The 24,902-nt window shown below is 48.6% G+C and carries 15 protein-coding genes and 1 tRNA gene; 12 read left to right on the forward strand and 4 right to left on the reverse strand.

All coding sequences use genetic code 11. The annotated features are described in order from the left end of the window. Window positions 1-763: 763 nt before the first annotated feature. Window positions 764-1,300, reverse strand: coding sequence for a hypothetical protein (locus tag JUB15_RS25270; RefSeq protein ID WP_207515449.1), 537 nt, complete (start codon window positions 1,298-1,300; stop codon window positions 764-766). 475 nt (window positions 1,301-1,775) lie between these two features. On the opposite strand from JUB15_RS25270, the gene JUB15_RS25275 reads away from it, so the two are divergent. The 5 genes from JUB15_RS25275 to JUB15_RS25295 all read left to right on the forward strand — a co-directional run bounded on the left by JUB15_RS25275 (window position 1,776) and on the right by JUB15_RS25295 (window position 10,386). Then, the gene (locus JUB15_RS25275) at window positions 1,776-1,955 is read left to right on the forward strand and encodes a hypothetical protein (RefSeq protein ID WP_207515450.1); all 180 of its coding nucleotides are present in this window, start codon (window positions 1,776-1,778) and stop codon (window positions 1,953-1,955) included. A gap of 232 nt (window positions 1,956-2,187) precedes the next feature. Next, complete coding sequence (locus tag JUB15_RS25280; protein WP_207515451.1) at window positions 2,188-5,070, forward strand: N-acetylmuramoyl-L-alanine amidase; 2,883 nt, start codon at window positions 2,188-2,190, stop codon at window positions 5,068-5,070. Window positions 5,071-5,235: 165 nt separating this feature from the next. After that, complete coding sequence (locus JUB15_RS25285) at window positions 5,236-8,208, forward strand: carboxypeptidase regulatory-like domain-containing protein (protein WP_207515452.1); 2,973 nt, start codon at window positions 5,236-5,238, stop codon at window positions 8,206-8,208. 105 nt (window positions 8,209-8,313) lie between these two features. Then, the gene (locus tag JUB15_RS25290; protein WP_207515453.1) at window positions 8,314-8,868 is read left to right on the forward strand and encodes a M23 family metallopeptidase; all 555 of its coding nucleotides are present in this window, start codon (window positions 8,314-8,316) and stop codon (window positions 8,866-8,868) included. Window positions 8,869-9,141: 273 nt separating this feature from the next. Beyond that, complete coding sequence (locus JUB15_RS25295) at window positions 9,142-10,386, forward strand: sialidase family protein (protein WP_207515454.1); 1,245 nt, start codon at window positions 9,142-9,144, stop codon at window positions 10,384-10,386. A 78-nt stretch (window positions 10,387-10,464) separates the two neighbouring features. On the opposite strand, the gene JUB15_RS25300 is transcribed toward JUB15_RS25295, so the two are convergent. Together JUB15_RS25300 and JUB15_RS25305 are read right to left on the reverse strand one after the other, a co-directional pair. Beyond that, entirely contained in the window at window positions 10,465-12,324 is a 1,860-nt protein-coding gene (locus tag JUB15_RS25300; RefSeq protein WP_207515455.1) for a PAS domain-containing sensor histidine kinase, read from the reverse strand. 348 nt (window positions 12,325-12,672) lie between these two features. Then, window positions 12,673-13,242 (reverse strand): GNAT family N-acetyltransferase, encoded by a 570-nt coding sequence (locus tag JUB15_RS25305; RefSeq protein WP_207515456.1) that lies wholly within the window; start codon window positions 13,240-13,242, stop codon window positions 12,673-12,675. A gap of 360 nt (window positions 13,243-13,602) precedes the next feature. On the opposite strand from JUB15_RS25305, the gene JUB15_RS25310 reads away from it, so the two are divergent. From JUB15_RS25310 to JUB15_RS25340, 7 genes are all read left to right on the forward strand, one after another. After that, window positions 13,603-16,671 carry a SusC/RagA family TonB-linked outer membrane protein gene (locus tag JUB15_RS25310; protein WP_207515457.1) on the forward strand — a complete coding sequence of 1,023 codons (3,069 nt, stop codon included), beginning with the start codon at window positions 13,603-13,605 and terminating at the stop codon, window positions 16,669-16,671. A 32-nt stretch (window positions 16,672-16,703) separates the two neighbouring features. Then, window positions 16,704-18,119 carry a SusD/RagB family nutrient-binding outer membrane lipoprotein gene (locus tag JUB15_RS25315; protein ID WP_207515458.1) on the forward strand — a complete coding sequence of 472 codons (1,416 nt, stop codon included), beginning with the start codon at window positions 16,704-16,706 and terminating at the stop codon, window positions 18,117-18,119. A gap of 231 nt (window positions 18,120-18,350) precedes the next feature. Further along, a tRNA-Gln gene (locus JUB15_RS25320) sits at window positions 18,351-18,421 on the forward strand. A 184-nt stretch (window positions 18,422-18,605) separates the two neighbouring features. After that, on the forward strand, window positions 18,606-19,190 hold the full coding sequence (locus JUB15_RS25325; protein WP_207515459.1) for an RNA polymerase sigma factor: 585 nt from the start codon (window positions 18,606-18,608) through the stop codon (window positions 19,188-19,190). 64 nt (window positions 19,191-19,254) lie between these two features. Then, on the forward strand, window positions 19,255-19,593 hold the full coding sequence (locus JUB15_RS25330) for a hypothetical protein (RefSeq protein ID WP_207515460.1): 339 nt from the start codon (window positions 19,255-19,257) through the stop codon (window positions 19,591-19,593). Then, window positions 19,590-20,087 carry a hypothetical protein gene (locus JUB15_RS25335; protein WP_207515461.1) on the forward strand — a complete coding sequence of 166 codons (498 nt, stop codon included), beginning with the start codon at window positions 19,590-19,592 and terminating at the stop codon, window positions 20,085-20,087. The genes JUB15_RS25330 and JUB15_RS25335 overlap by 4 nt, the downstream gene beginning before the upstream one ends. Window positions 20,088-20,370: 283 nt before the next feature. After that, complete coding sequence (locus JUB15_RS25340; protein ID WP_207515462.1) at window positions 20,371-21,051, forward strand: TapB family protein; 681 nt, start codon at window positions 20,371-20,373, stop codon at window positions 21,049-21,051. Between the two features lie 305 nt (window positions 21,052-21,356). Here JUB15_RS25340 and JUB15_RS25345 read toward each other — a convergent pair whose 3' ends face one another. Then, complete coding sequence (locus tag JUB15_RS25345; RefSeq protein ID WP_207515463.1) at window positions 21,357-24,812, reverse strand: T9SS type A sorting domain-containing protein; 3,456 nt, start codon at window positions 24,810-24,812, stop codon at window positions 21,357-21,359. Window positions 24,813-24,902 lie beyond the last annotated feature (90 nt).

The raw sequence follows: 24,902 nt of genomic DNA on the forward strand, positions 1-24,902 counted from the left end.
CTTGAAAGTTATTCAAGTGCTGTTGCTTCCAAACTTTCAAAGATCTTTAATATCGTATGTTATCTTTCCTTTACCTCTCTGTCTCTCTCCTAACGTATTACCTAACCTGTTTTCTTTGTGCTCTCATCCCCCTCTTTTCCCTCATCCGCTCTTTCTCTCTCCTCTTCTTCGCTGCCCCGTTTTTGATTGGGGTTGCAAAGGTAAGAGTTTCTTTCAATCTGCCAAATCTTTTTTCGATTTTTTTTAAGAGCTAATCTTCAGTGAATCATCTCCTTATCCTCTCTTTTCTTCTCTTTTTCGCTGCCCCTTTTTTGATTGGGGTTGCAAAGGTAAGAGTTTCTTTTATTTCACCAAATCTTTTTTCATTTTTTCTAAGAACTTTTTCCCTGTTTCGTCTGCTACTCTCTTTCTTTCTTCACTTCTTCACTCGCCCGTTTTCGATTGGGGGTGCAAAGGTAGGCGGATTTTCTTCTCCACAAAATCTATTTTGCTTTTTTTAGTGTTTTTTTCGAGAAAAATGGTCCCCCGCGGAAATACGGCTCTACACCAGGGCGACTTTGGCTTTAATCCGCCGGCCCCCGGCCCTGCTGCCAGCGCCCTCCCATCGGCTTCCCTGCCTCATGGCAGACTCATGGCATATTCTTCCCACCCTTGTCCACGTTTCTCCCTGATAATATGTCGGCTAAGTGTTGTCAATGATGAAACGTGAAACGGCAAACGCAAAAACGGCAAACGTGAAACGGCGACTCTTTCAAGGAATCAACTATTGGATCAATGTTACATCAAAAGTAATAGCACCTACCGGCTGGGGCACCAGCGTAGTATTTACAAAGCCGATCGTGATCGTATTGGAACTGCTCATATAGCTGTAGGCTATGGCAAGTCCCGAAGGCAATGCACTACGTGGATTGATCATTACCGAGTTTTGTGTGGCTGCTCCGCTTATGGTTGCAGTTACCTGCCGTGTTGTTCCGGCGGCAATACCGGAATTGTCATTTACACTAAAGCTGGTCTTGATCATGTTGTTCAACACGGTTCCTGCATTGCCTAATTTATAGGTTCCGGTCACATCGAGGGTTGCTGCAGGGGCAGTAGTACCCACCCCTACCCTGCCTGCACTGATAATTCGCATTCGTTCATTGCCGGCGGCAATACCGCCGGTGAAAAAGATCAGGCTTTTTGCGGGAGCCGTGTTGCCAACAATGAACTCCTGGCCGGCGCTGAACAGGTAACCATTATTAGGACCGCTCAAAATATTATTGGCGCTGTTGTAGCCGCCTCCGTTGATGCCGAGGTTCACATAGTTGGTGTTCTCGGTGCCATTATCGGCTGTAGCTACAATATCGGTACTGGCCTGTCCCTGTCCGGACTCGTTCTGGATATTGAACTGCAGGTAGCCGTGAGCATGAACCGTACATGTTGAAAAACTACACCTCTAACGGTAAAGGACGGGTTGCTGTTTGTTCAACAGGGCGTGATATATATTATATGAGCTGCCATGCGTTTTTATGCAGGTCAACTTTAATCACCAAAATGATAAGATCGGCTAAGAACCGATGCGCCGCAACAGATTATTTTGCCGTTCACATGCTTTCAATACCGATATGCGACGGATTAGTATAGAAGTCTTTACACAACTACATGTGATCAACAACGTTACCTGACGATCAACCCGCCTTGAATGTTCATATATTTTCCCTGACAATCGCATTGTTTATTGAAAAAAATGTCTTACTTATGTAGTACATAATTGTATTGACCAATCAAACCTTATCATGAAAAACTGTACCCTTATCACACTGCCATATGAGAACTCTGCCTGGCCAGGCAGAGCTATTGCCCCGCTGCATACTGCCAACAGCAATCCTGCTTATGCAATTGCTTATCCCCCTTTCACCAGTAACATACCGGATATTGCAGCAGTGCCTTTCCCAATGGCATGTGTAACGCCATAGCAAGGTTTGTATACTGACCCCGTTGTATGGGGGCGCCCTACTATGGCCACAGGCCATTCCGTACCTATTCCCTACACTAGTATAGCCCGTCGTTTTTACTGTAGTCAGCAAACCCTGTTTGCTGAACCGTACACCTATTTGCCTGCCGGCACCCGGTTGTTGCAGGTAACGGGCACCGGCATGTCATAAAACACCTTATTCTTTTAACCATTAAAATTAAACATTAAACACCATGAGCAAACGACGACTACTAACTGGTTTATTGCTTATCCTATTATTCCAGCTCGATGTCACTGGCCAGCAGGCAGACAATTACAGTGGCTATTTTGCTGAAGCCTACCGATCGTATCCGAATATACCGCAGGGTATGCTGGAAGCCGTAGCCTGGTCGGCATCACGTATGTATAATATGCAGCCCACTACATATGGCGATGGCGATGAAGTGGAGATGCCATTGCGCTATGGCATATTCGGATTGATTGAAGACGGGAAGGGTTATTTCAGGAACAACCTCACTGCGGTAACTGCGCTAAGCGGAATTACGGTTGAACAATTCAAAAAGGATGTGCGCCTGCAGATCCTGGCAGTGGCCAGGTTCCTGAGCCGCGAAGCGGAAAAACAAAACCTGGGCGCCCGCCCCACAGCTGAACGCTTTGTGCATGTGCTGGAAAAACTGGCTGAGATCCCGGAAGATGGAACCTCCGTTAACAAATATGCACATTCGCTGTACACGTATGACGTATATGATCATCTGCAAAGGGGTTTTGTTTCTCCCCGCGTAAAGCTGTTGCCGCGTTATATACAGCTCGACAAGATCTATGCACCGCAGACCTTGCGCACCCTGCGCGCCCCTGGTGTACAGGTGAATTATTTACATGACAAAATAAAGGCCCATGGTACTGTTTTACCCATCAATACAACACCTGCCGACCACAGCAATGCCACAACAGAAAGTGTTACCGATATCGCAGCTGTACAAAGCACCGATTATCCGCCGGCTTTATGGGACCAGGCGAACACCGGCAATTTTACCGTAGGCCGGGGCGGGGTTGTGCCCACTAATATAACCATACATACCACGCAAGGCAGTTATGCGGGTACTATTTCCTGGTTTAATAATGCGTCGGCAAAAGTGTCGGCCCACTATGTGATCCGTTCTTCAGACGGACAGATCACGCAGATGGTATTGGAGAAAGACCGGGCCTGGCATGTTTACAATAACAACTCCTATACATTCGGTATTGAACACGAAGGTTTTGTTGACCAGGGAACCACCTGGTACACCAATGCCATGTATAATAGTTCGGCAGCGCTTGTGCGGGATATTTGTGCCGACTGGAATATCGATCGCACCAAATGCTTTCGCGGACCTGCATCTGCAGGCGTAGTGGTGCTGCCCCGGGAAGTACGTATCAAGGGCCATCAACACTATCCTGATAACAACCATACCGATCCGGGCAGATACTGGGATTGGGTAAAATATGCTAACCTGATCAATCCGCCAACCGCAGTTACCGTGGCCTCCTTTGCAGTGAAAGATCAAAGCACCGGACTGGCCATTGCCAGTGCTGCGGTGGCCATCACCAAACCCGATGGCACTACTGCCAGCGCAACTACCAATGCCAGTGGTCAACTGGTATATGGACTCGACAGTGGCCGCTACAGTTTTACGTTCTCGAAAACAGGGTATAAAAGCCTGGCTACCTTTTTCATCGGCGGCCCCAATGACAGTGTGTATGCCGATATCAACCTGGATGTGGCCAGTACGGCAAGAATAGCTACTAACACGGCTCCTCTACTTTCTGCCAATAACAACCAGATGGTGCTTACCGGTTATGTGCGCGATGCAGATATGAACAGCGCCCTGGCAGGCGTACAGGTGCAGGCAGGCAATTATAGTGCTATCACCAATGCCAACGGCTTCTTTACGATAACCCTTCCGGCCGGTGCTGTTGCCCCCGGCAGTGTACCACCTACTATCTCTATTCAATCAACCAAAGCCGGCTATCTTAACAACAGCATTCAGCATTTGTATGTGATCCCTGATACCTATGAAATGCAGATCGCATTAACGTCAACGGCTTCGCCGCGCGCCCCGCGACTGCGTAACCTGGGCGACCAGCTTATTCGCCGCCATGGCTTGTTCGACAAAACACCGGCAGAACAACTGGAGTTCATTAGTGATCATTCGCCAACGGCTGTTACTGCCCGCCAGCAATCAACGGTTAGCACTGCAGCCCTGCTGGCTGCCGTACCCACGGTGATCCGCGTAGCTACCAGCTGCGCCTGTGTGAGCTGCGCCAATCCAAGGGTACAGGTCATGAGCCTGGAATCGTATGTACAAACCGGTGTGGATGATGAATGGGTCAGCAGTTGGAATGCCGCTGCCCTGCAAGCCGGCACCGTGGCTTACCGCTCCCGCGGCGCCTGGTTTGTGCAACATCCGGTCGCCAGCAATTATGATCTCTCAGCCGCTGCCTGCCACCAGACCTGGCAAACCGATCGGGCAGCAAGCGTAAAAAATGCAGCCATCGCTACAGCAGGTATTGTACTTATTAAAAACGGCGCTATTTATAAAGCAGAATACTGCGCTGAAACCAACAACTCCGGCTGCGGAGATGGTTACAGTGGCACCGGCACCGATTATCCCTGTATCGCCGACAGCCGGTGTGCGGGCAGAACCAAAAACGGCCATGGCCGCGGCATGTGCCAGTGGGGCTCCAGCTTCTGGGGCACCGATCAAACCTATAGCTGGATCCTGAATCATTATTATAATCCGGACAGTGCTACGATTCAAACCACTGCAACAACTATAGCTGCCAGCAACAGCGATAGCAAAATAACCGACGATGGCAGTCTGAAAATAGCACCCAACCCAACCAGCGGCAGCACTATCACCATAGAATATACGCTGGCAGATGTATCACAACCGGCCAGCATTGTAGTCACCGACAACTTCGGCAAATCTGCCCGGCAGCGCAATGTGGTATTGCAGCCGGGATTGAACCGGCTTAGCATTGGCACCAGTGGGTTGAAGGCGGGGATCTATAATGTCACGGTTCGACTGGCTGCTTCCGGTAAAACGGTGAGTAAGAAGTTACTAATTGTGAAATAAACAAAGACCTGCAAGGTACACCTCAGTGGCCTGCAAATTCAGACGGCAAGGGTGTACCTGACAGGTCGCATAAAAACGAACGGCCTGTCAGGTGGGCTCAACTCACTCGCATTTCAAGATGCTGCCGTCCACCTTACAGGTCTTACCAAGATTAAACATTATACTATGAATAAAACACGACGATTTCTTATAGGAACACTGGTGGCTTTGTTGTTCTCGCCGGTAGCGGCGCAACAGCGGCCGGGTGCTACCAACATTACGTTTGTTGTAAAAGATCAAAATACGGGGTTTGCCATACCCGGGGCAGTGGTGCAGGTTACAGCGCCCAATGGCAGCAGCAGTACATTAACAGCAGCAGCCAATGGTAAACTGGTATTCACGGCAGTAAACGGCAAGTACGACTTTTCTATAACGGCCAATGGTTACAAGTCATTAGCCACTTATTTTTCATCAGGTGAAGTGACCAATATTGAAGCCCGCGTCAACCTGGAGCCAGCTGACAATAATGCGCGCCTGGAGCAACCATCGCTTCGCGCCGAGCTAAACCAGACCATTATTAGCGGCTATGTAAGAGATGAAACGGATAACAGTCCGCTCGCCGGCGTGCAGGTAAACAGCGGCAGCGCTTCAGCTGTGACAAACAGCAAGGGTTATTTCTCCTTAGCGGTTCCGACTTCGCCAGCATCGATTACGCCAAACGCTGCACCTGCAAAAACAGCGATCAGTTTTACCAGGAACGGTTATGCGCCTTACACGGCGCAGCGTTATGCCATCCCGGACTCCTATACAATGAAAGTGGCGCTATCACCGCTTAGCTCCGCCCGGGTGCAACAAAGAATGGCCACCCAACAGCCCATCGGTGAAACGGATAAACAGGTGCATGGCCTGTTCGACAGAACCGCTGCTGAAGAGCAACAGCGGTATGCGCCTTCCTCAACACCACAGGCCCGGGTAGAAGCTGTGCTGGCCGCTGCGGTGCCGGGCAGTATTCGCGTGGGCATCAGCTGTAACTGTACTTCCTGCAGTTCGGTTGAAGTAATGACGCTGGAAGAATATGCGCAGTCAGGCCTGGATGATGAATGGATCGCCAGCTGGGGCGCCGCCTCCTTACAAGCCGGTGCCGTTGCCTACCGTACTTATGGCGCCTGGTATGCGTTACATCCTGTAGCCAGCAGCTATGATATTGCTGCTACCACCTGTAACCAGGTTTGGCAGTCGGACAGGTATACCAGCTGTATCAATGCCGCCAAAGCAACAGCCGGCATTGTGCTGGTAAAGAATGGCGCAATTTTCAGATCGGAATATTCAGCAGAGAACAACAACTCCGGCTGTGGCAATGGATATAGTGGTACCGGTTCAACCTGGCCCTGCATTTCGGATGCCCGCTGTGCCGGTTATGCCAAGAATGGTCATGGCCGTGGCATGTGTCAATGGGGTTCAAGCCGGTGGGCCAGTGACAAAACCTATACCTGGATCCTAAACCATTACTACAATCCAGGCAGTGTGTTTATTCAATTGCCACCGAGCCCGGCCGTTACCGTTGCCTCCTTTGCAGTGAAAGATCAAAGCACCGGACTGGCCATTGCCAGTGCTGCGGTGGCCATCACCAAACCCGATGGCACTACTGCCAGCGCAACTACCAATGCCAGTGGTCAACTGGTATATGGACTCGACAGTGGCCGCTACAGTTTTACGTTCTCGAAAACAGGGTATAAAAGCCTGGCTACCTTTTTCATCGGCGGCCCCAATGATAGTGTGTATGCCGATATCAACCTGGATGTGGCCAGTACGGCAAGAATAGCTACTAACACGGCTCCTCTACTTTCTGCCAATAACAACCAGATGGTGCTTACCGGTTATGTGCGCGATGCAGATATGAACAGCGCCCTGGCAGGCGTACAGGTGCAGGCAGGCAATTATAGTGCTATCACCAATGCCAACGGCTTCTTTACGATAACCCTTCCGGCCGGTGCTGTTGCCCCCGGCAGTGTACCACCTACTATCTCTATTCAATCAACCAAAGCCGGCTATCTTAACAACAGCATTCAGCATTTGTATGTGATCCCTGATACCTATGAAATGCAGATCGCATTAACGTCAACGGCTTCGCCCCGCGCCCCGCGACTGCGTAACCTGGGCGACCAGCTTATTCGCCGCCATGGCTTGTTCGACAAAACGCCGGCAGAACAACTGGAGTTCATTAGTGATCATTCGCCAACGGCTGTTACTGCCCGCCAGCAATCAACGGTTAGCACTGCAGCCCTGCTGGCTGCCGTACCCACGGTGATCCGCGTAGCTACCAGCTGCGCCTGTGTGAGCTGCGCCAATCCAAGGGTACAGGTCATGAGCCTGGAATCGTATGTACAAACCGGTGTGGATGATGAATGGGTCAGCAGTTGGAATGCCGCTGCCCTGCAAGCTGGCACCGTGGCTTACCGCTCCCGCGGCGCCTGGTTTGTGCAACATCCGGTCGCCAGCAATTATGATCTCTCAGCCGCTGCCTGTCACCAGACCTGGCAAACCGATCGGGCAGCAAGCGTAAAAAATGCAGCCATCGCTACAGCAGGTATTGTACTTATTAAAAACGGCGCAATTTATAAAGCAGAATACTGCGCTGAAACCAACAACTCCGGCTGTGGAGATGGTTACAGTGGCACCGGCACCGATTATCCCTGTATCGCCGACAGCCGGTGCGTGGGCAGAACCAAAAATGGCCATGGCCGCGGCATGTGCCAGTGGGGCTCCAGCTTCTGGGGCACCGATCAAACCTATAGCTGGATCCTGAACCATTATTATAATCCGGACAGTGCTACGATTCAAACCACTACAACAACTATAGCTGCCAGCAACAGTGATAGCAAAATAACCGACGATGGCAGTCTGAAAATAGCACCCAACCCAACCAGCGGCAGCACTATCACCATAGAATATACGCTGGCAGATGTATCACAACCGGCCAGCATTGTAGTCACCGACAACTTCGGCAAATCTGCCCGGCAGCGCAATGTGGTATTGCAGCCGGGATTGAACCGGCTTAGCATTGGTACCAGTGGGTTGAAGGCGGGGATCTATAATGTCACGGTTCGACTGGCAGCTTCCGGTAAGAGTACAAGTAAGAAGTTGTTAGTGGTGAAATAGCTAGTGGCTAGTAGCAAGTGGCGAGTGAGTATTCCCTACTCGCTACTCACCACTCGCCACCCGGTTATAATTAAAGAAATCATTTCTTAAAATAAAACAATCTATATGAAAAAGCACTCATTAAAGAACATCTCATTAGCTATGCTGTTCGGTATGACGACGTTTTTGTCGTGCAACAAAAATGAAAAGGCTGCCACAGAAGCGCAGGATCAGGAAACCGCACAAACACCGATCCCTGACCCGGAAGCTGGTACCGAATCTACAGCAGTTGCTGCCCGGGTGGCGTCACCGGTTCCCGGGTATACAGTCACTTACCCGTTTGGCGTGAAAAATCCAAACTATGCAGCAGGTTATCACACGGGCGATGATTATGCGGCGCCTACCGGTGCCAAGGTAGTGGCGGTGCTCGATGGCACCATTGCCTGGTCGAACAATAACGGCGGCGCCTATGGCCGGTGGATCGGGCTGCGCGCCACGAATGGCCGCGATTATGTGTATTGCCATTTATCGGTGCGTTCGGTGAGCACCGGAACGAAAGTGGTTGCGGGGCAAAAAATAGGTGAAGTAGGCGCTACCGGCAATGTTACCGGTCCACACCTTCATTTTGAAGACCGGCCCAAAGGCGGCGGTTATGGACAGGTGAGGAAACCTACTTGGTGAATGGTCAATAGCCAATGGTCAATAATTCACTGACCAGATACCACCTGCCGGTTTGCAAACATCAAACTTAGCAATCAAAATCAGAACTGAGAAAATACGGGCTCCGCTATTCCCCCTTCAGGGGGTCAGGGGGCAAACAACCGCTATAAGGGATTCACCAGTGCTCTTTTAACCGGTTTGTTTCATCCAAAAACCAGTGTTCTCTTTTTATGGTGTGTCCCGGCATCACCTTCTGCCGGGCACACTTTCATTGTAAACATTAAAACCTGACAAATGAAACAAACGAAATCCCCGCGCAACACAGGCTACCCAATGCGTGGCCTGTTCGCCATGATCACCGTGATCACCTTATCAGTCACTGCCTGCAAAAAAGCGGGTACAGACAAACCGGCCGAGCTCGATAATGAACGGGTTCCGGAAACGGAAGCTACTCAAACCCATACTTACACAAAGATCTTCGATGGCGGAACAGACGGCTATCATTCTTTCCGCATTCCGTCTATCGTTCGTACCAATGCCAACACCCTCATCGCTTTTGTGGAGGGCCGCATGAGCATGAATAAAGACCATGGTAACATCAATGTGGAATATAAACGATCTACCAATAATGGTTCCACCTGGTCGGCCATGATGGAAGTGGTAGGTGCAGGCCAGGGTACCTGGGGTAACCCAACGGCGGTGGTTGACCGCAATACCGGCCGCATCTGGGTATTTATGAACTGGAACGCGGCCAATAAAAATATCGGCGGTACCGACGGCTATGAAAAGATCGATACCTGGGGCGACCGCAAGGTATATTATTCTTACAGCGACGACGATGGCCTCACATTTTCAACACCGACCGATATGACGAGCACCCTGCTGCCACCCAATTATACCTGGGATGCCATAGGACCGGGCGTAGGTATTCAAACCAGCAATGGCACTCTGGTAATACCGGCCCAGGGCAGAAATATTTACAGCACCGATCATGGCGCCACCTGGCGTTATAAACTGATACCCGGCGGTACCAGCGAAGGCGCCATTGTTGAACTGATGGACGGCCGGCTGATGCGCAACGATCGCGCTACCACCTCCGTTTGGAACACGGCCAAAAGGCGCTGGGTATCGAGGGGAACCATTGCCGGCAGCTTCAGCACATTTGCACCGGATGATGTATTGCTCGATCCTGCCTGCCAGGGCTCTATCGTTCGTTACACCGGCGAACCGGACCGCATTATGGTATTGAATTCAGCCAGCACAGAGACCCGCTGTAAAATGCGCGTGCGTATCAGTTATGATGGCGGCGTAACCTGGCCTATCAGCCGTAAGATCTATGACTGGTTAACAGACAGCGAAGCGTTTGCCCAGGGCAAAGGCGGTTACAGCAGTATGGTAAAAACAGCCGACTATACCATTGGCGCCCTTATTGAGATCAATGAGAACACCGGCGACAGCGAGAACAGTCATCGCTCCATCGAGTTCCATAAGTTCAATCTTCCCTGGATGACAAGTGGGGCTGTTGAGCCAATACCTTAAAAGTTATAAGTTATAAGTTCTAAGTTTTAAGGTCGTTGAATGTCCCTTCCCGATATTCAACGACCTTTTCTTTGACATTTAAATCAGCGGAATTTGCACTTGCAACCGGCAGCCGCCCATGGGCTTTGAATCAATGGTGAGGGTGCCACCCAGTGTTTCAGCGCGGTTGAGAATGTTTAGCAGACCAATACCTTTGGTTTGCTTTTTAGTATCGAATCCTTTTCCATTATCTTCTATAGACAACGAGAGGCGGTTACCCTGCTGTTCAATCGCGATCCTTACATAACTAGCCTCTGCGTAGCGCATGATATTATTGGTTTGCTCCTGGATAATACGATACAACATCAGCTGTTTATCCTGCGACAGCTCTTCTTCCAGGGACGGATCGCATTGAAAATCTACTGTTAAAGGCCGTACCAGCTGCATGTTCTTGATGATGTCTTCTACGGGGTCTATGAGCCCCACCTCATTTACAATAGATGAATTCAGTGATTTGGAGATCTTCCTGATCTCCTGGATGGCCATATCGATGTACTGCGTGGTTTTATCTATCAGGTATTCCTGGTCGTCGGCATTGCCCCTGGCGGCAGTCAACATAATCATGGCCGATGACAGGATCTGGTTCACGTTATCATGCAACTCCTTTGAGATCTCATTGCGTTCATATTCCTGGCCGGTGATCATGGCCTGGTTGATGCGCAGGCGTTCTTTTTCTTTTTGCAGCGCCAGCTCTTCCTCTAGTTTCCTTTTTTCTGTAAGGTCCTGGATGGCGCCGATCGCGCGCACGGCATTTCCATCTTTGTAAATGATGTAGGCTTTATCAGACACATATATGTATTTACCGTCGGCACAACGGAACCGGTATTCTATGTGCCAGTAACTTTTACGGGCCAGTAGTACGGCATTGATCTGCTGCATTACGCCCTGACGGTCTTCCGCATGGATCTTATCCAGCAACCAGTACAGGTCGTTTTCCATATCGTTCTGCGTATAGCCGGTCAACTGGCTGAAAGGTTCACTGCGGTAAATGGTTCCTGTGGTAATATTCCAGTCCCAGATATAATCGGAAGTTGCCTTGGTTGTATAATAGAACCGTTCGTTGATCGTATTGATCTCCTCTGTAGCCTTTTTCTCGAACGACTGGAACATACATTCATGGTCAGACAGGCGCGACTGGGCTTCGCGGCAGGCCGTGATATCATTGAAGGTACATGCAACCAGTCCGGGCACCGAATCATTGAACTCCTCCAGCAAACAGGTACTTACCGATAACCAGGTAAGGATGCCCGAGGCATTGGTAAAGCCCATGATACTCTTGTTAAAGATGGCGCCCGTTTTCAGGGTGATAATGCCCGGATAGTCCTCTACAGGCATGGGAGAACCATCTTCATAATAGGCGCGGCCGCCTACATCGATCAGGTTTTTTCCGATGATCTGATCATGGGTGAAACCTGTGATCTCACAGGCTTTATTATTGGCGGAAATGATCGTTCCCAGCTCACCATGTAATAACAGCACGCCTTCCTCCAGGGAATTGAACAGGGTTTTATACATGGCATCGGGCCGGATGACCTTTTTACCTTGCATGACCGCCTGCAGATCGCGTAGGATGATCACCACATCGAGCAGGTATTGCGTACCTGGAAATTTGTGGGTGTAACATGAAATGCGGTAAGTTTTGTCATCGGGGGTCGACACAAAAATATCTTCTACCTGTTCATCCAGAGCGATAGCCCTTTGCAGTTGATTTTGCACTTCTATATGACCAGGAAACAGCTGATTCAGGAAATCGACTATATTCTTTTTAGCAGGTCGTCTTGATTGCTTGAACCAGAGTTCTTCGGCCATCACGTTCCAGTGCAGTAAATTCAAATGCCGGTCGGTTATGAACACGGCGTCCTGGCAATCGTTCAGAATAGCTTCCAGCCAGGGTGACATCTCTCGGTAATTAGTTGTAAATGACGGGTACATAGGGTATCTCAGTAAAATGTTAGGGTCACGGATCTTCATTGCACACATCCCAAATTGTGCCAATCATATAAACACTTTACTTTCAATGCGAATACAAATCAGGCACGGGACATTCATTCCCACAAATAGAAAAACGTTCCCATACATTAGTATCTTATACGCAGGCGATGTTTGTGCATAAATATTTGTTTCTTAGACAATTAAATAGTTCTACCTAGTACGATATAAATAAATTCCGAAGCTTGTAGACGAATGAAAAGCTATGTGCTGATTTGCTGATGTGCTGATGTGCTGATGTGCTAATGAAAATGCCGACTAAAGATTCGACAAGCGTTCCCATTCTTCTTTCAGCATGGAATACACATACAGATCAACAAACTGGTTGTTCACGAACTCACCCTGCCTGATAATGCCTTCGCGTTTAAAGCCCAGCCTTTCGGGAATGGCCTGGCTTTTTACATTGGCCGTAGCGGCCCTGATCTCAATGCGGTTTAATTTGAGGCGGGCAAATCCCTCATCGATAATGACCTTACAGCAGCGGGTGATAATACCTTTTCCCGTAAAATCCTGAGCAAGCCAGTAACCAATAGAAGCGTTCTTGTTGTTGTGATCGATATTATACAAGCCTATCCGCCCGATCATGACATGTTTCTGCAGGATCACAAAACCCATTTCTACATTACCGGCATATCGCTGTTTGGAGCTGTTGATGTATTTCCTGAAATCCTCTACCGTGCGCAGGTGATCAACCCAGGGAAGCCACTCCCGCAAATACTGCCGGTTATCTTTCACCAGTTGGCATAAGGTCTCTGCATGATGGTAATCGATCAATTCCATAACAATTGTATCATCTACCCTTATTTTAGCCCCCAACCTCAACAACATACACTTGAATTTTCAGATTTCGAGATTTTGAGATTTTGAGATTTAATCGTTTTGAATTTACGGATAATTGGAGATCTGGAAGCAGGAAAATTAAAAAATCAGGAAATCCCGAAATCAGCAATCAGAAATCAAAAATTGAACGTGGTTCATTTCAGTAAACAACTCGTCAAGAACCATTAACACATTTACGGGTCTTCCATATAAATTCGTACTTGATGAGAAGCATCAATTTTCTCCTGCTCTGATAACTACATGGTAAGCCTGGTTCGGTACCCTATTCGATCGCATAAATGACTCGGGCAACCGAAAACACCCGCCGTAGCAAATAATACTGGTCAGCACAACCAAAACATCCATAACATGCATCCAAGACTGCTATGTATCATCGCATTTATTGCAGCATTGTTCATTCATTCCGGTACGCGGGCACAAAGCAAACTGGTGAAGGGAAAAGTGCAGGATGAGGACGGAAGTCCTTTGCCCAAAGCATCGGTACTGGTGAAAGGCGCATCAGCCGGCACCAGCAGCGGTGATGACGGCACTTTTGCACTCACCGTTCCGGCCAATGCCACGCTGGTCATCAGCGCCATTGGATATACCAAAACGGAAGTAAAGACGGCTGCACAGGACTTCATTACAGTTACCCTGAAGCCCGACAACCACTCCCTCAACGAAGTGGTGGTTACTGCCCTCGGTGTAAAACGGGAGAAAAGGAACCTCACCTTCAGCTCGCAGGAAATTAAAGCAGACGAGCTCGTACGCGCCAAAGAATCGAATGTGCTCAATGCCATGACGGGTAAAGTAGCCGGCGTACAGATCACCAGCTCTTCCGGGACCCCCGGCTCCTCGAGCCGGATTGTAGTGCGTGGTGTAACTTCCATCATTGGCAACAATGAAGCGCTCATCGTGGTGGATGGCATTCCCATTAACAATTCAGAAACGGGCGCCGTGAACAGCGGACCGGGCAGTAACCGGTTGATCGATCTCGATCCGGCCATCATAGAAAGTCTCAATGTATTGAAAGGAGCCTCCGCCACCGCCCTGTACGGATCGGCAGGCGCCAGAGGCGTTGTGATGATCACCACTAAAAGTGGCGCGGCCGGTAAAAAACCGGCGATCACCATTTCGCAGGACCTCTCTTTCGAAAACGGCATCTTTCCTGAGATACAAAACAAGTATGCCCAGGGCGACCGTGTTGATATGGGCGGCGGTGTGATCCTCGACAATGTATACTATGATGGGGAAACCAATAAAGCCAGCAGTTCCTGGGGGCCCCTGATGGATACGCTACGGGTGAATGGCCAGCCCGTACAGAAAAGGAACCAACTGAAAGATTTCTTTCAGACCGGTGTTACTTCCAACAGCACTATCAGTTTTTCCGGTTCAAACGGAGCAGGCTCCAGTTATTTTGCTTCCTACTCTTATTTAGATCAGAAAGGAATAGTGCCCACCACCTGGCTGAAAAGACATACGGTGTTCAGCAAGTTCACTACCAAACTTACCGAAAAGCTAACCGGAACCTTTCAATTCAATTATGCCAACAGCCGCACCAACCGTATGCCTGAAGGTTATATTTTGGAGAGCCCTATCTGGACTATTTACTCTGCGCCGATTTCCTGGAATCCCCTGCCTTATCTCAATCCCGATGGCACGCAACGCGTTTTCCGGTTCTCCCGCAACAATCCATACTGGGTGCTGGATAATATTTATACGCGGGGCACGGTGAACCGCTTTATCCCGGTGATCACTTTACATTATGCACCGTTCAGTTGGCTGAGCATCACCGAAAGAATGGGCCTGGACACTTACAATGAACAGGTGAAATATTATGAAGCCCGCGGCTCGGCAGCCAACCAGAATGGCGTGGTGGTCGACCGGGTGAACACCTTCCGCCAATACAACCATGACCTCATTATTGACGCGCATAAACAATTCAATAAATTCAATGTACAGCTGCTGTTGGGAAACAATGTGTTCTCTACTTATTCGCAAAATGTGGAAGGCCGGGGCGTAGGCTTGTCCATTACAGGCGGTTATGATAACGTGGCCAATGCTTCTACCCAAACCTACAGTGAAAAACATTACCTCACCCGTAAGACCGGTTTCTATTCGCAGGTCAATATTGAATACAACCACCTCCTGAATCTGGCATTGACAGGGCGATACGATGGCAGTTCGGTGCTGGCCAAAGGAAACAACTTCTACCCATATGGATCCGTTGCCGCCGGATTTATCTTCTCTGAACTGTTGAGCCCGAAATTATCCAGCATTATCAACTTCGGCAAACTACGTGTTTCCTATGCTACCGTGGGCAATGACAATGTAAATGCCTATGCGCTCACAACCCCTTATCTCAGTGTAAGCTCCACCAATAGCAATGCTATTGGCGGCATCTCTTTTCCTTTCCAGGAACAGAACGGTTTCCTGCTGAATAATGTATTGGGAAATCCTCTATTGAAAAACGAACTGGTTCGCGAATTTGAGGCAGGTATCGAATTGAAGGCCTTCGGCAATCGCATTGGCGCGGAGGTCTCATGGTTCAATAAAAAAGTAACGGACGGACTAATACCCGTCACCATTTCGCCTTCTACCGGCTATAACCAAACGACCATCAATACGGCCCGCATGCAAACCAAGGGCATCGAGATCCTGTTAAATGCCAATCCAGTGAAGGCGGGTAAGTTCAACTGGGACCTGGTTCTCAGTTTTACCAAACTCAACAACAAAGTGCTGGCCTTGCGCGAAGACCTTACCAGTGTAAGCGTTGGATTCACGCAGGCCATTGTTGGGGAGCCCTACGGTGTCAAGTTCGGCACCCGCTTTGCCCGCGACAGCGCCACCGGTCAACTGTTGATCAATGCGAGCGGATTGCCCTTCGCCGATACCAGGCAGGGTATCCTGGGCAATATTACACCCGACTGGCTGGCCGGTATTACGAACAATCTCAGTTACGGCCCCTTCAGCCTCAGTTTCTTTTTTGATATAAAGAAAGGCGGGGTTACCGAAAATAACGTTGATGGCTATGGTTATTTCTATGGCACGCCCAAAGTAACGGAAGACCGCGATGTTCGGGTGGTGGAAGGCATCAGCATCGTGGATAATAAACCGAACACCGTGCCCGTGAAAGGACAGGATTACTGGCGGCAGTTATCAGGCGTGCTGGAATCGGTTATCCAGGATGCAACTTATATTAAACTCCGCAATGTGAGCATTGGCTATGTGCTGCCAGGCAGACTGATCGAGAAAACGCCGCTCAAATCGGCTTCACTGACTCTTACGGGCAGAAACTTGTGGATACACAGTCCGCACTTTACCGGTGGCGATCCGGAGACCAACTCATTCGGTTCTTCGAACGGATCGCTGGGGATGTACTCCTTCTCAACCCCAACGGCCCGGTCATTCAATATCAGTTTGAAAGTTGGTTTGTAACTGTTTTCCTGATCCATTAAAACAAGATCATCATGCGCACCAAATCATATCTCCTTTTCACCGCTCTTTGCATGTTGCTAGTAAGCGGATGTAAAAAGTTCATCGATGTTAACAATGATCCCAATAACCCGCTCACTGTACAGGAAGCATTGATCCTGTCGCCGGTGGAGCTGAACCTCGCTTCTTCTCTTAGTGGGGGCGCCCTTTCACCGGGCCCAGGCATGGGCGCGATGCTGGTAAACCATTACATGCAGAATATAGCGTTGAACCAACCTGTACCAAACCATGGCACTTACTGGATCTTCAATGTTGACCTGGACGACACCTGGCGTAATATTTATGTCACCAGCCTCAACAACCTGAAAGTGATGAACGATCAGGCCACTGCGAATGGTAATTTTAATTATGCCGGTATAGCCAAGATCCTGAGCGCTTTTTGTTTGGGCATTGCTACCGATTACTGGGGTGACATTCCTTACACAGAAGCTTTTAACGGCAGCAATAATCTGCAACCGGCCTACGACTCGCAGGAAAAGATTTACAAGACCATTCAACAGCTGCTCGATGACGGCATTGCCGATATCAACAAGAACGCCGTTATCAAACCCGGTAAGGACGACTATTTCTATAAAGGCAATATGGATAAATGGAAACGGCTGGCATATACCCTGAAGGCGCGCTATTACATACACCTTACGAAAGCCCCGGGCTACACGGCACTGGCACAGGCCGAACTGGTGTTAACTGCTTTACAGAATGGCATGTTGGATAACAGCGATGATATGAAAATGGTATATCCTGGTGGCGCCGGCGAGGAAAGTCCGTGGTATGTTAATACACTGCCGGTATCAACACTGGTATTATCCTCGGCGCTGGTAGATACGCTGGTGATGCGGAACGATCCGCGCCTGCCTTACCTGGTGGCCAAAGCCAAACAAACCGGTTTATACAATGGCCGGCCCATTGGGTCGATAAATATCAGCGGCAGCCTGAATGTATATTCGTTACCTGGCGAAGCCATTGGCGCAGCTGGTTCGCCCATCTATGTTTTCAACTATTCGGAAGCGTTGTTCCTGAAGGCCGAGGCCACACTGATCAAATCGGGATTTGCAGCTGCCGGGCCCGTTTACCAGGAAGCGATCAGATCGCACATGACCAAACTGGGTGTTGCTGACGCAGCTATAAACAGCTATCTGTCCAGTCGCGGTACCCTTACCGCCGACAATGCATTGCAGCGCATCATGGAAGAAAAGAAGATCGCGAACTTTTTATCTATCGAGAATTTCAACGACTGGCGCCGCACCGGATTTCCGCGGCTGACAAAAGTGCCGAATGCGTTATCGGATATCCCGCGGCGGATGTTGTATCCGCAGGTAGAGCTCACCTCGAACCCGCAGGGCGTGCAATCGGCAAGGATCACCGACCGGGTTTGGTGGGATGCCCCTTAATTCAGTTACAGGTTACAGGGTACAAGTTACAGGGCTTTAATGGTCGCTCGGGTTGTAAAAAGTTGAGCCCTGCAACCTGGAACCTGCAACCGTGGGCTATCAATGAACTCCCTTAAATCAACTCTTAAGCTTTATTATCTCTGTTAACTTTTCAACTTTTCTTTTGTCGCGATTCGGATAAATTTTAAATTTGCACCCACCTTTTCCAAAAGGATGTGTTCTTTTACAGTTTGCCCGATAGTATAATGGTAGTACGACAGATTCTGGCTCTGTATGTAGGGGTTCGAGCCCTCTTCGGGCAACTTTTTCTTGCATGCCAAAAGGCCTTCCGATAACATTGGAAGGCCTTTTCTTTTTATATACAGGGATGCTTTAATACATCAAATTGAGGGTGTGATCGATGCTTAAGGCAGCCTCGTCCCGTTTTACCCCATCATATCGAATGATTTCGTAAGTTGTAGGCTCAAACAATTAAAGGCCGTCTTTTTGAACGAACTGGAACTGATACAACGACTCCGGGAAGGAGATGAACTGGCATTTAAAACATTGGTAGAAAACTATCAGGACCTCGTATTTAATACGGCCATTGGCATTGTGCAGAACAGCGAAGATGCCGAGGATGTTGCCCAGGAGGTATTTATCCAGGTTTACCGCTCCATCGATCAGTTCAAGGGGGATGCCCGGCTGTCGACCTGGATTTACCGCATCACTACCACCAAGGCGTTGGACCACATCCGCAGCCGCAAGCGCAAAAAGCGTTTTGCCTTCATCACCAGCCTGTTTGGCCCCAATGATGAGTTAATTCATGAACCCGTTGATTTTCAACACCCGGGAGTAGCCCTCGACAGGAAGGAACAGGCCGCATTATTGTTCAAAATGATAGACCAACTGCCTGAAAATCAAAAAGTAGCCTTTACTTTACATAAAACGGAGGAATTGAGTTACCAGGAGATCGCCGATGTAATGCAATTGTCGGTGTCTGCAGTGGAATCGCTGTTGTTCAGGGCCCGGCAAAACCTGCGCAAACTGCTTGAAAAACATTATCAACAGAATAATTCACAAGACAGGTAAGCGTTTCGAAGGATTTGCGATTTATTAGCGTCAAATGTATAAGTTTACATCGTAAATTAGATATATGTCAATCGATTCAAATAACGACTCCCGGATAGATGCGGTGCTGAACAGCCTGGATGGGATACAGCGGGCCAAAGCGCCTGACTTTATGTATACCCGTCTGAAGGGAAGGATGGAGCAGGAATTTGACCAGGGCGGCCCGCTCGGCCGTTGGCTTACCCGGCCCGTACTGGCTTTAACGATTGCAGCTGTTATTATCATTGCAAATGCTACCACTGTATTAAAAATGTGGGAACACGAAACTGCGTCCGGCAGCACTATTGAAGCAGGTCAGCAGGTAGCTGCTGAATACCCGGCAGGTGTGTACCCTGTATACAATGAAAATTCCCTGGAACCATGATGAGGCCGCCACGACAAAAATGGCTGTTGGTACTTGTAGCGATCTTACTCTTAACCAATATTGCCACGCTTTCTATTTACTGGATAAAAAAACCTGACCGCGATAATAGCCGTGAATCCGGTAAAAAAAGAATGGGCCAGTTTATGGTAGACCAGATGAAATTCGATGCTGCCCAGGAAGCTGCCTACTGGAAACTGCGCGATTCTGTGATGGCTATTCAAAAGCCGGTAATGGATTCGATGCGCAATGCGAAAAAAAGTTTCTTCGACCTGTTGAATCAACCGGATGCTTCAGACTCGATGTTACTTGAGCGCAGTAATGAAATTGCCGAACTGCAGAAAAAACTCGATATCGTTACATTCCGCCATTTTCAAAAAGTAAGGGCTATCTGCCGCCCCGATCAATTGCAAAAATTTGATACGGTCATTAAAGAGATCGTCAATCGGATGACACCTTTCCGCAGAAAACAAGGAGACTCTACTTTAAACAAATAATCTTCATTGTTGACTTATTAAGCTCCTAAGTTATTCAGTTCATAAGTTATTCAGTTCATAAGTTCTCAAGTTCATAAGCTTTTGAGTCAAGATCAATTGCTTAACTGAATAACTGAATAACTGGATAACTGAATAACTGAACAACTGGAATACCTAAGGACTAAATCCATTAAGCATTTCTAAGTCCTGCATTGCACGAATCAATTTACCACGAACAGGGTATTATCTGGTACTCATTTTGGTTGTTACTTTGTTATAACCTGTAACACCAAAATTAATGTTTATGCGATCAACCTTCTTAATTGCCGCTTGCAGTGGCTTGCTCTCCTATACCAGTCCGGGTCAGGATTGCAACACCTACTACTTTCTTCAAAAAGACAAGACCATTGAAATGACCATCTACGATAAAAAAGGCGAACCCAATGGCAAGCAGGTGTACACAGTATCCAACGTCAACAACAGCGGCGGCAACACTACGGCCACAGTTAATTCCGAGATGTTCAGCAAAAAAGGAAAATCGATTGCCAAAGGGCACAGTGAAATTGTTTGCAACAACGGCGTGATGATGGTTGACATGAAAATGCAATTGCCCCAGGCCCAGCAGGAACAATTCTCGAAGGCAGATGTAAAGGCCGATAAAATTTATATTGAATACCCGGTGAACATGAAAGCAGGCGACAAATTAAAAGATGCCACTTTAGATATGTCGATAGACAACTCAGGTATGAAACAGAACGTACATATGGTTACCAGCGACCGTTCGGTAGTGGGTAAGGAAAGTGTAACAACAACGGCGGGTACCTGGGATTGTTTCAAGATCACGTATAAGAGCAAGATCACTATAAAAACGATGGGCATTGGAATGCCATTTAATATTGAAGGAACAGAATGGTTTGCACCAGGCTTCGGCATTGTAAAAACGGAGAGCAAACATGGGGGCACAGCCATAACAGCCATCAAATAAGTAATATCCTCAGTACGGAAACCAGGGTCCCGCTACAAAGCGGGACTTTTTTATCCCCCCATCCCGCAATACACAAGCACTAATTGGCAATGGACAATTGACAAAGTTATATTACAAGCAGACTTACTTCTTTTAGGCTTCGCTAATTTCCAGTAAAAAACAAAGGCAAAAAGCATAGTACTGTTGCTTTTTGCCTTGCCTTTTGTCTATTGTTTATTGCCTAAGGCCTCTTGCGTTTTTGCCCTTTGTCTATTGCCTATTGTCAATTCCCCTTTGGTTCCGGCTCCCATTTAGGGGGTAGGGAGTTACTGTTTTACCATTTTCAAATTGTACCTTTTATCCCCATGCTTGACCTGCACATAGTACAAACCCGCGGGCAACTGTTGTACATTCACTGATTGCCTATTACTGATGATCTGTTTGTGCATCAGTACACCAGCACCGTTATAGATCATCAGGGTTGCGTTCTGGCCATTATCGGGCAATTGAACTTGCATTGTCGTTTGAACGGGGTTGGCTTGTAAACGCGCCGATGCCTGCTCCCCTGCCTGCACCGTCACGACTTTAGACCAGGTGTAAACACCATCAATATCCATTTGTTTCAGCCGGTAGAACCATTTCTGTTGTGAGGGAACAGCATCCCTGAAACTGTAATGCTGATCACCACTGCTGTTGCCGCTGGCGGCCACACGGCCTACTTCCCGGAAGTTGATACCATCGGGACTTCTTTCAACAATAAAGTTCTTCGTGTTTGTTTCTATTGATGTTCCCCAGGTGAGTAATATGGCGTCACTCTTTTGGGCGGCATTAAAATACAACCAGGTTACCGGTAACGTGCCTGTGGTCAGACTGCCACTCAATACGCTGGTGGTATTATACACCGGCGCTGTTGATCCATTGTATTCAAAAACCTTAAAGTAATATACATCACCTGCTGTTAAACCAGTCACAGTAACCTGGTTGCCGGCGCCTGCATATACTACATATTCCCCAATACCTATCTGGGCGCCAGACCCAAAAACACTGTTGGCCGGATAGACACTCAGGTCGGCAGGCGAAGCCATCACATTGCTGCCTCTTTTTAGTACCACCATCCTGTTGTCGCCATTGCCACTGGTGCAGTTAATGGTCATGCTGTTGGTGGTTGAAGTAACCATGGCATTACTGGCAGCAATGGTGGGCGCTGCCGCTGTTGCGCCGCTTCTAGCCAGCACACTGCTTGTTAAATAACGCTGCAAAGTACCACTACCGTTGTATTCAAAAACAGTCAGATGATAAGTCATGGCGGGCAACAGGTTGGTCACTGTTACAGTATTTCCTGTTCCATTGTACACTACATACTGATCATTTCCCAGATTGGCGCCACTGCCAAAAGATGCATTGGCGGTGTAATTCGTGGCGCTCGCCGGAGTAAAGCTTACCGCATGGGCAGCGCGCATAACAACGATCCTACCCGTGCCATTTCCGTTAGTCCATTTGAAAGTGAACCTATTGCCTTCTACGGCTGACATAACAGGGGCTGAAGCAGCTACGGTAGGCACGGTAGCTCCCGGCACATCGGTTGTCGTAAAACTGATGCTGTTTCCGGGTTGCAGGTAAGCGGGCGCTGAAGACCCATTGTATTCGAATACCGACAAATGATACGTCGTGTTAGGCGCCAGGTTGGTTACTGTAAAGTTGCCGCTGCCGCTGTTCGACCGATATACCAGGTAATTACCGGTGCTGCCAACCTGTACGGATCCATAGGTGTTGCTATACCCGGTGTTGGTTGATACAACGTATGGATCAACATCAACCGGCGTACCTGCTTTCATATAAAATACCCGGCTGTTGCCATTGCCTGCCGTAAATTGAATGGTAACCTGTGACCCCTGGATACTGCCTGCGCTCACTATACATTGCTGCGTGGGCCAGGTATTGGTGGCTGCATTACCTGTTAAATAAGAAGCCGTCAAATAATCATTTTCGCCGGCTTCTGACGTATTATATTCAAACACGGCAAAATGATAGCTTGCGCCGATCTCGAGGCCGGTCATATCAAAATAGTGGGTGTTTCCATCATATACTACGTATTCACCAGGTGCTACTTCTGTTCCCGCACCAAAAACAGTATTGGCTGTGTAGGCCGTACCATCAACCGGTTTATAAGTTACTGCCATGCTTTTACGGGCAATCACTATTCTTTTTCCGCCATTGCCATTCGTCCATAGGACGCGCATCCTGTCGCCATCTTTTGATTGTTGCTGAAAAGCGCTGGCCGCCTGCGTAGGTTCCAGCGGAATGGAAAAGCTGATGGTCGCCGGCGTCTTGTTATATACGGGATGATTGGTTCCATTGAATTCGAATATCCCAACATGATAGGTGAATCCCGCTTTCAGTGCGCTGAGGTTAAAACTGGCGCCATTCATTTGCCCGGCCACTGCATAGTTCCCCGGTGCTACCTGGGTACCGGTACCAAAGTTTCCGTTACCACTGTAAATGGTAAGGTCATTTGGAACGGCATTTACGGCGCTTCCTTCTTTTACTACGGCCAGCCGGTAGCTACCGCCGCCGGGTGTGAAGGAAACCTTGGCGGTTGAACCGGTGATATCCGTCACTTTCAGGTTGGTGGCTATGGTTACAGGCGCCACAGCGGTGCTGCTGCTGCCATCTTTTGGCGTATTTAAATAATAAGTATAACCGCTTGTATTTTCATCAAACTCTATCATGCGGAAATAATAAACCGTAGCCGGTTCCAGGTTAGTTACGGTAATGCCGGTTGCAGAAGAGTTGCTTACTACAAATTCACCGGGCGCTATTTCCTGGCCTGAACCAAAGACCGTGCTGGCTGAATAAGCCGTTCCGTTCATAGCTGTTGCCGTAACGGGAAACCCTTTGCGCCCAATGACCAATCGCTTACTGCCATTACCTGCCGAAGAATTGATCGTTAACCGGTTGCCTTCAATAGCGGAAAACAGCAGGGTTTGTGTTGGTTTCGTGGGTCCGGCATGGGTAGTTACGCTGGTGGTCAAAGCGGGTTTCAAATACATCGGCGTTGCACTGCCATTGTATTCGAAAAATGAAAAATGATACGTAGTGTTGGGTTCCAGCCTGGTAACGGTTGTAGCCGCGCCGGAACTTCGGTAAATAGTGTAATTGTCGCCATTAATAATATTACCGGTGCCAAATTCACCGGAGCTGTAAGGTGCATAGGCTTTCAGATCAACCGGTTCAGCATTTACAGGCGATGCTTTACGGGCCAAAATAAGCCTGCCTGCGCCATTGCCGTTCATCCAGTTCAGTTTTACTGAATTGCCAATTATTTCAGAAACGGTCACATTACTGGTTTGTACATCCGGGGCTGTTACAGTTGCCTTGCTGCCGGCCAGCGGCACCATCAGGTATCTGGCATTGGCGCCGGTGCCATTGTATTCAAATACCGCCACATAATAAGTAGTACCAGGCTTCAATTTTTTTAATGACACGCTTGTCCAGCTGCTTTTTTGCACAACATACTCGCCAGGCGCTGTAAACTCAGTACCGGCCGTTCCAAATTCATCGTTGGCTGTATACTCCTTACCATTCTCAGGTAAACCGGTAACCGCACTTCCCTCTTTTACTACCACCAGGTGGGTAGCGCCATTACCCGCATCAAAACTAATGGTCATGCTGGCGCCATCGATGTTTGCATATCGCAGGTTGCTGGCCGGCACAGTGGGTGTTGTTTGTGCGGCACCTAACACACTTAATAAAACAAATAAAAGCGTACAAAATGGTCTCATGGTCAACTAATTATAATAAATGATTGATCGCTCCGGGTGTCGGGGCATTGTAAGAATGAAATGTAATCTGCGCATGATCACTTACAGGAT

It is taken from the genome of Longitalea luteola, assembly GCF_017356035.1.
GTDB classification, from domain to species: domain Bacteria; phylum Bacteroidota; class Bacteroidia; order Chitinophagales; family Chitinophagaceae; genus Niastella; species Niastella luteola.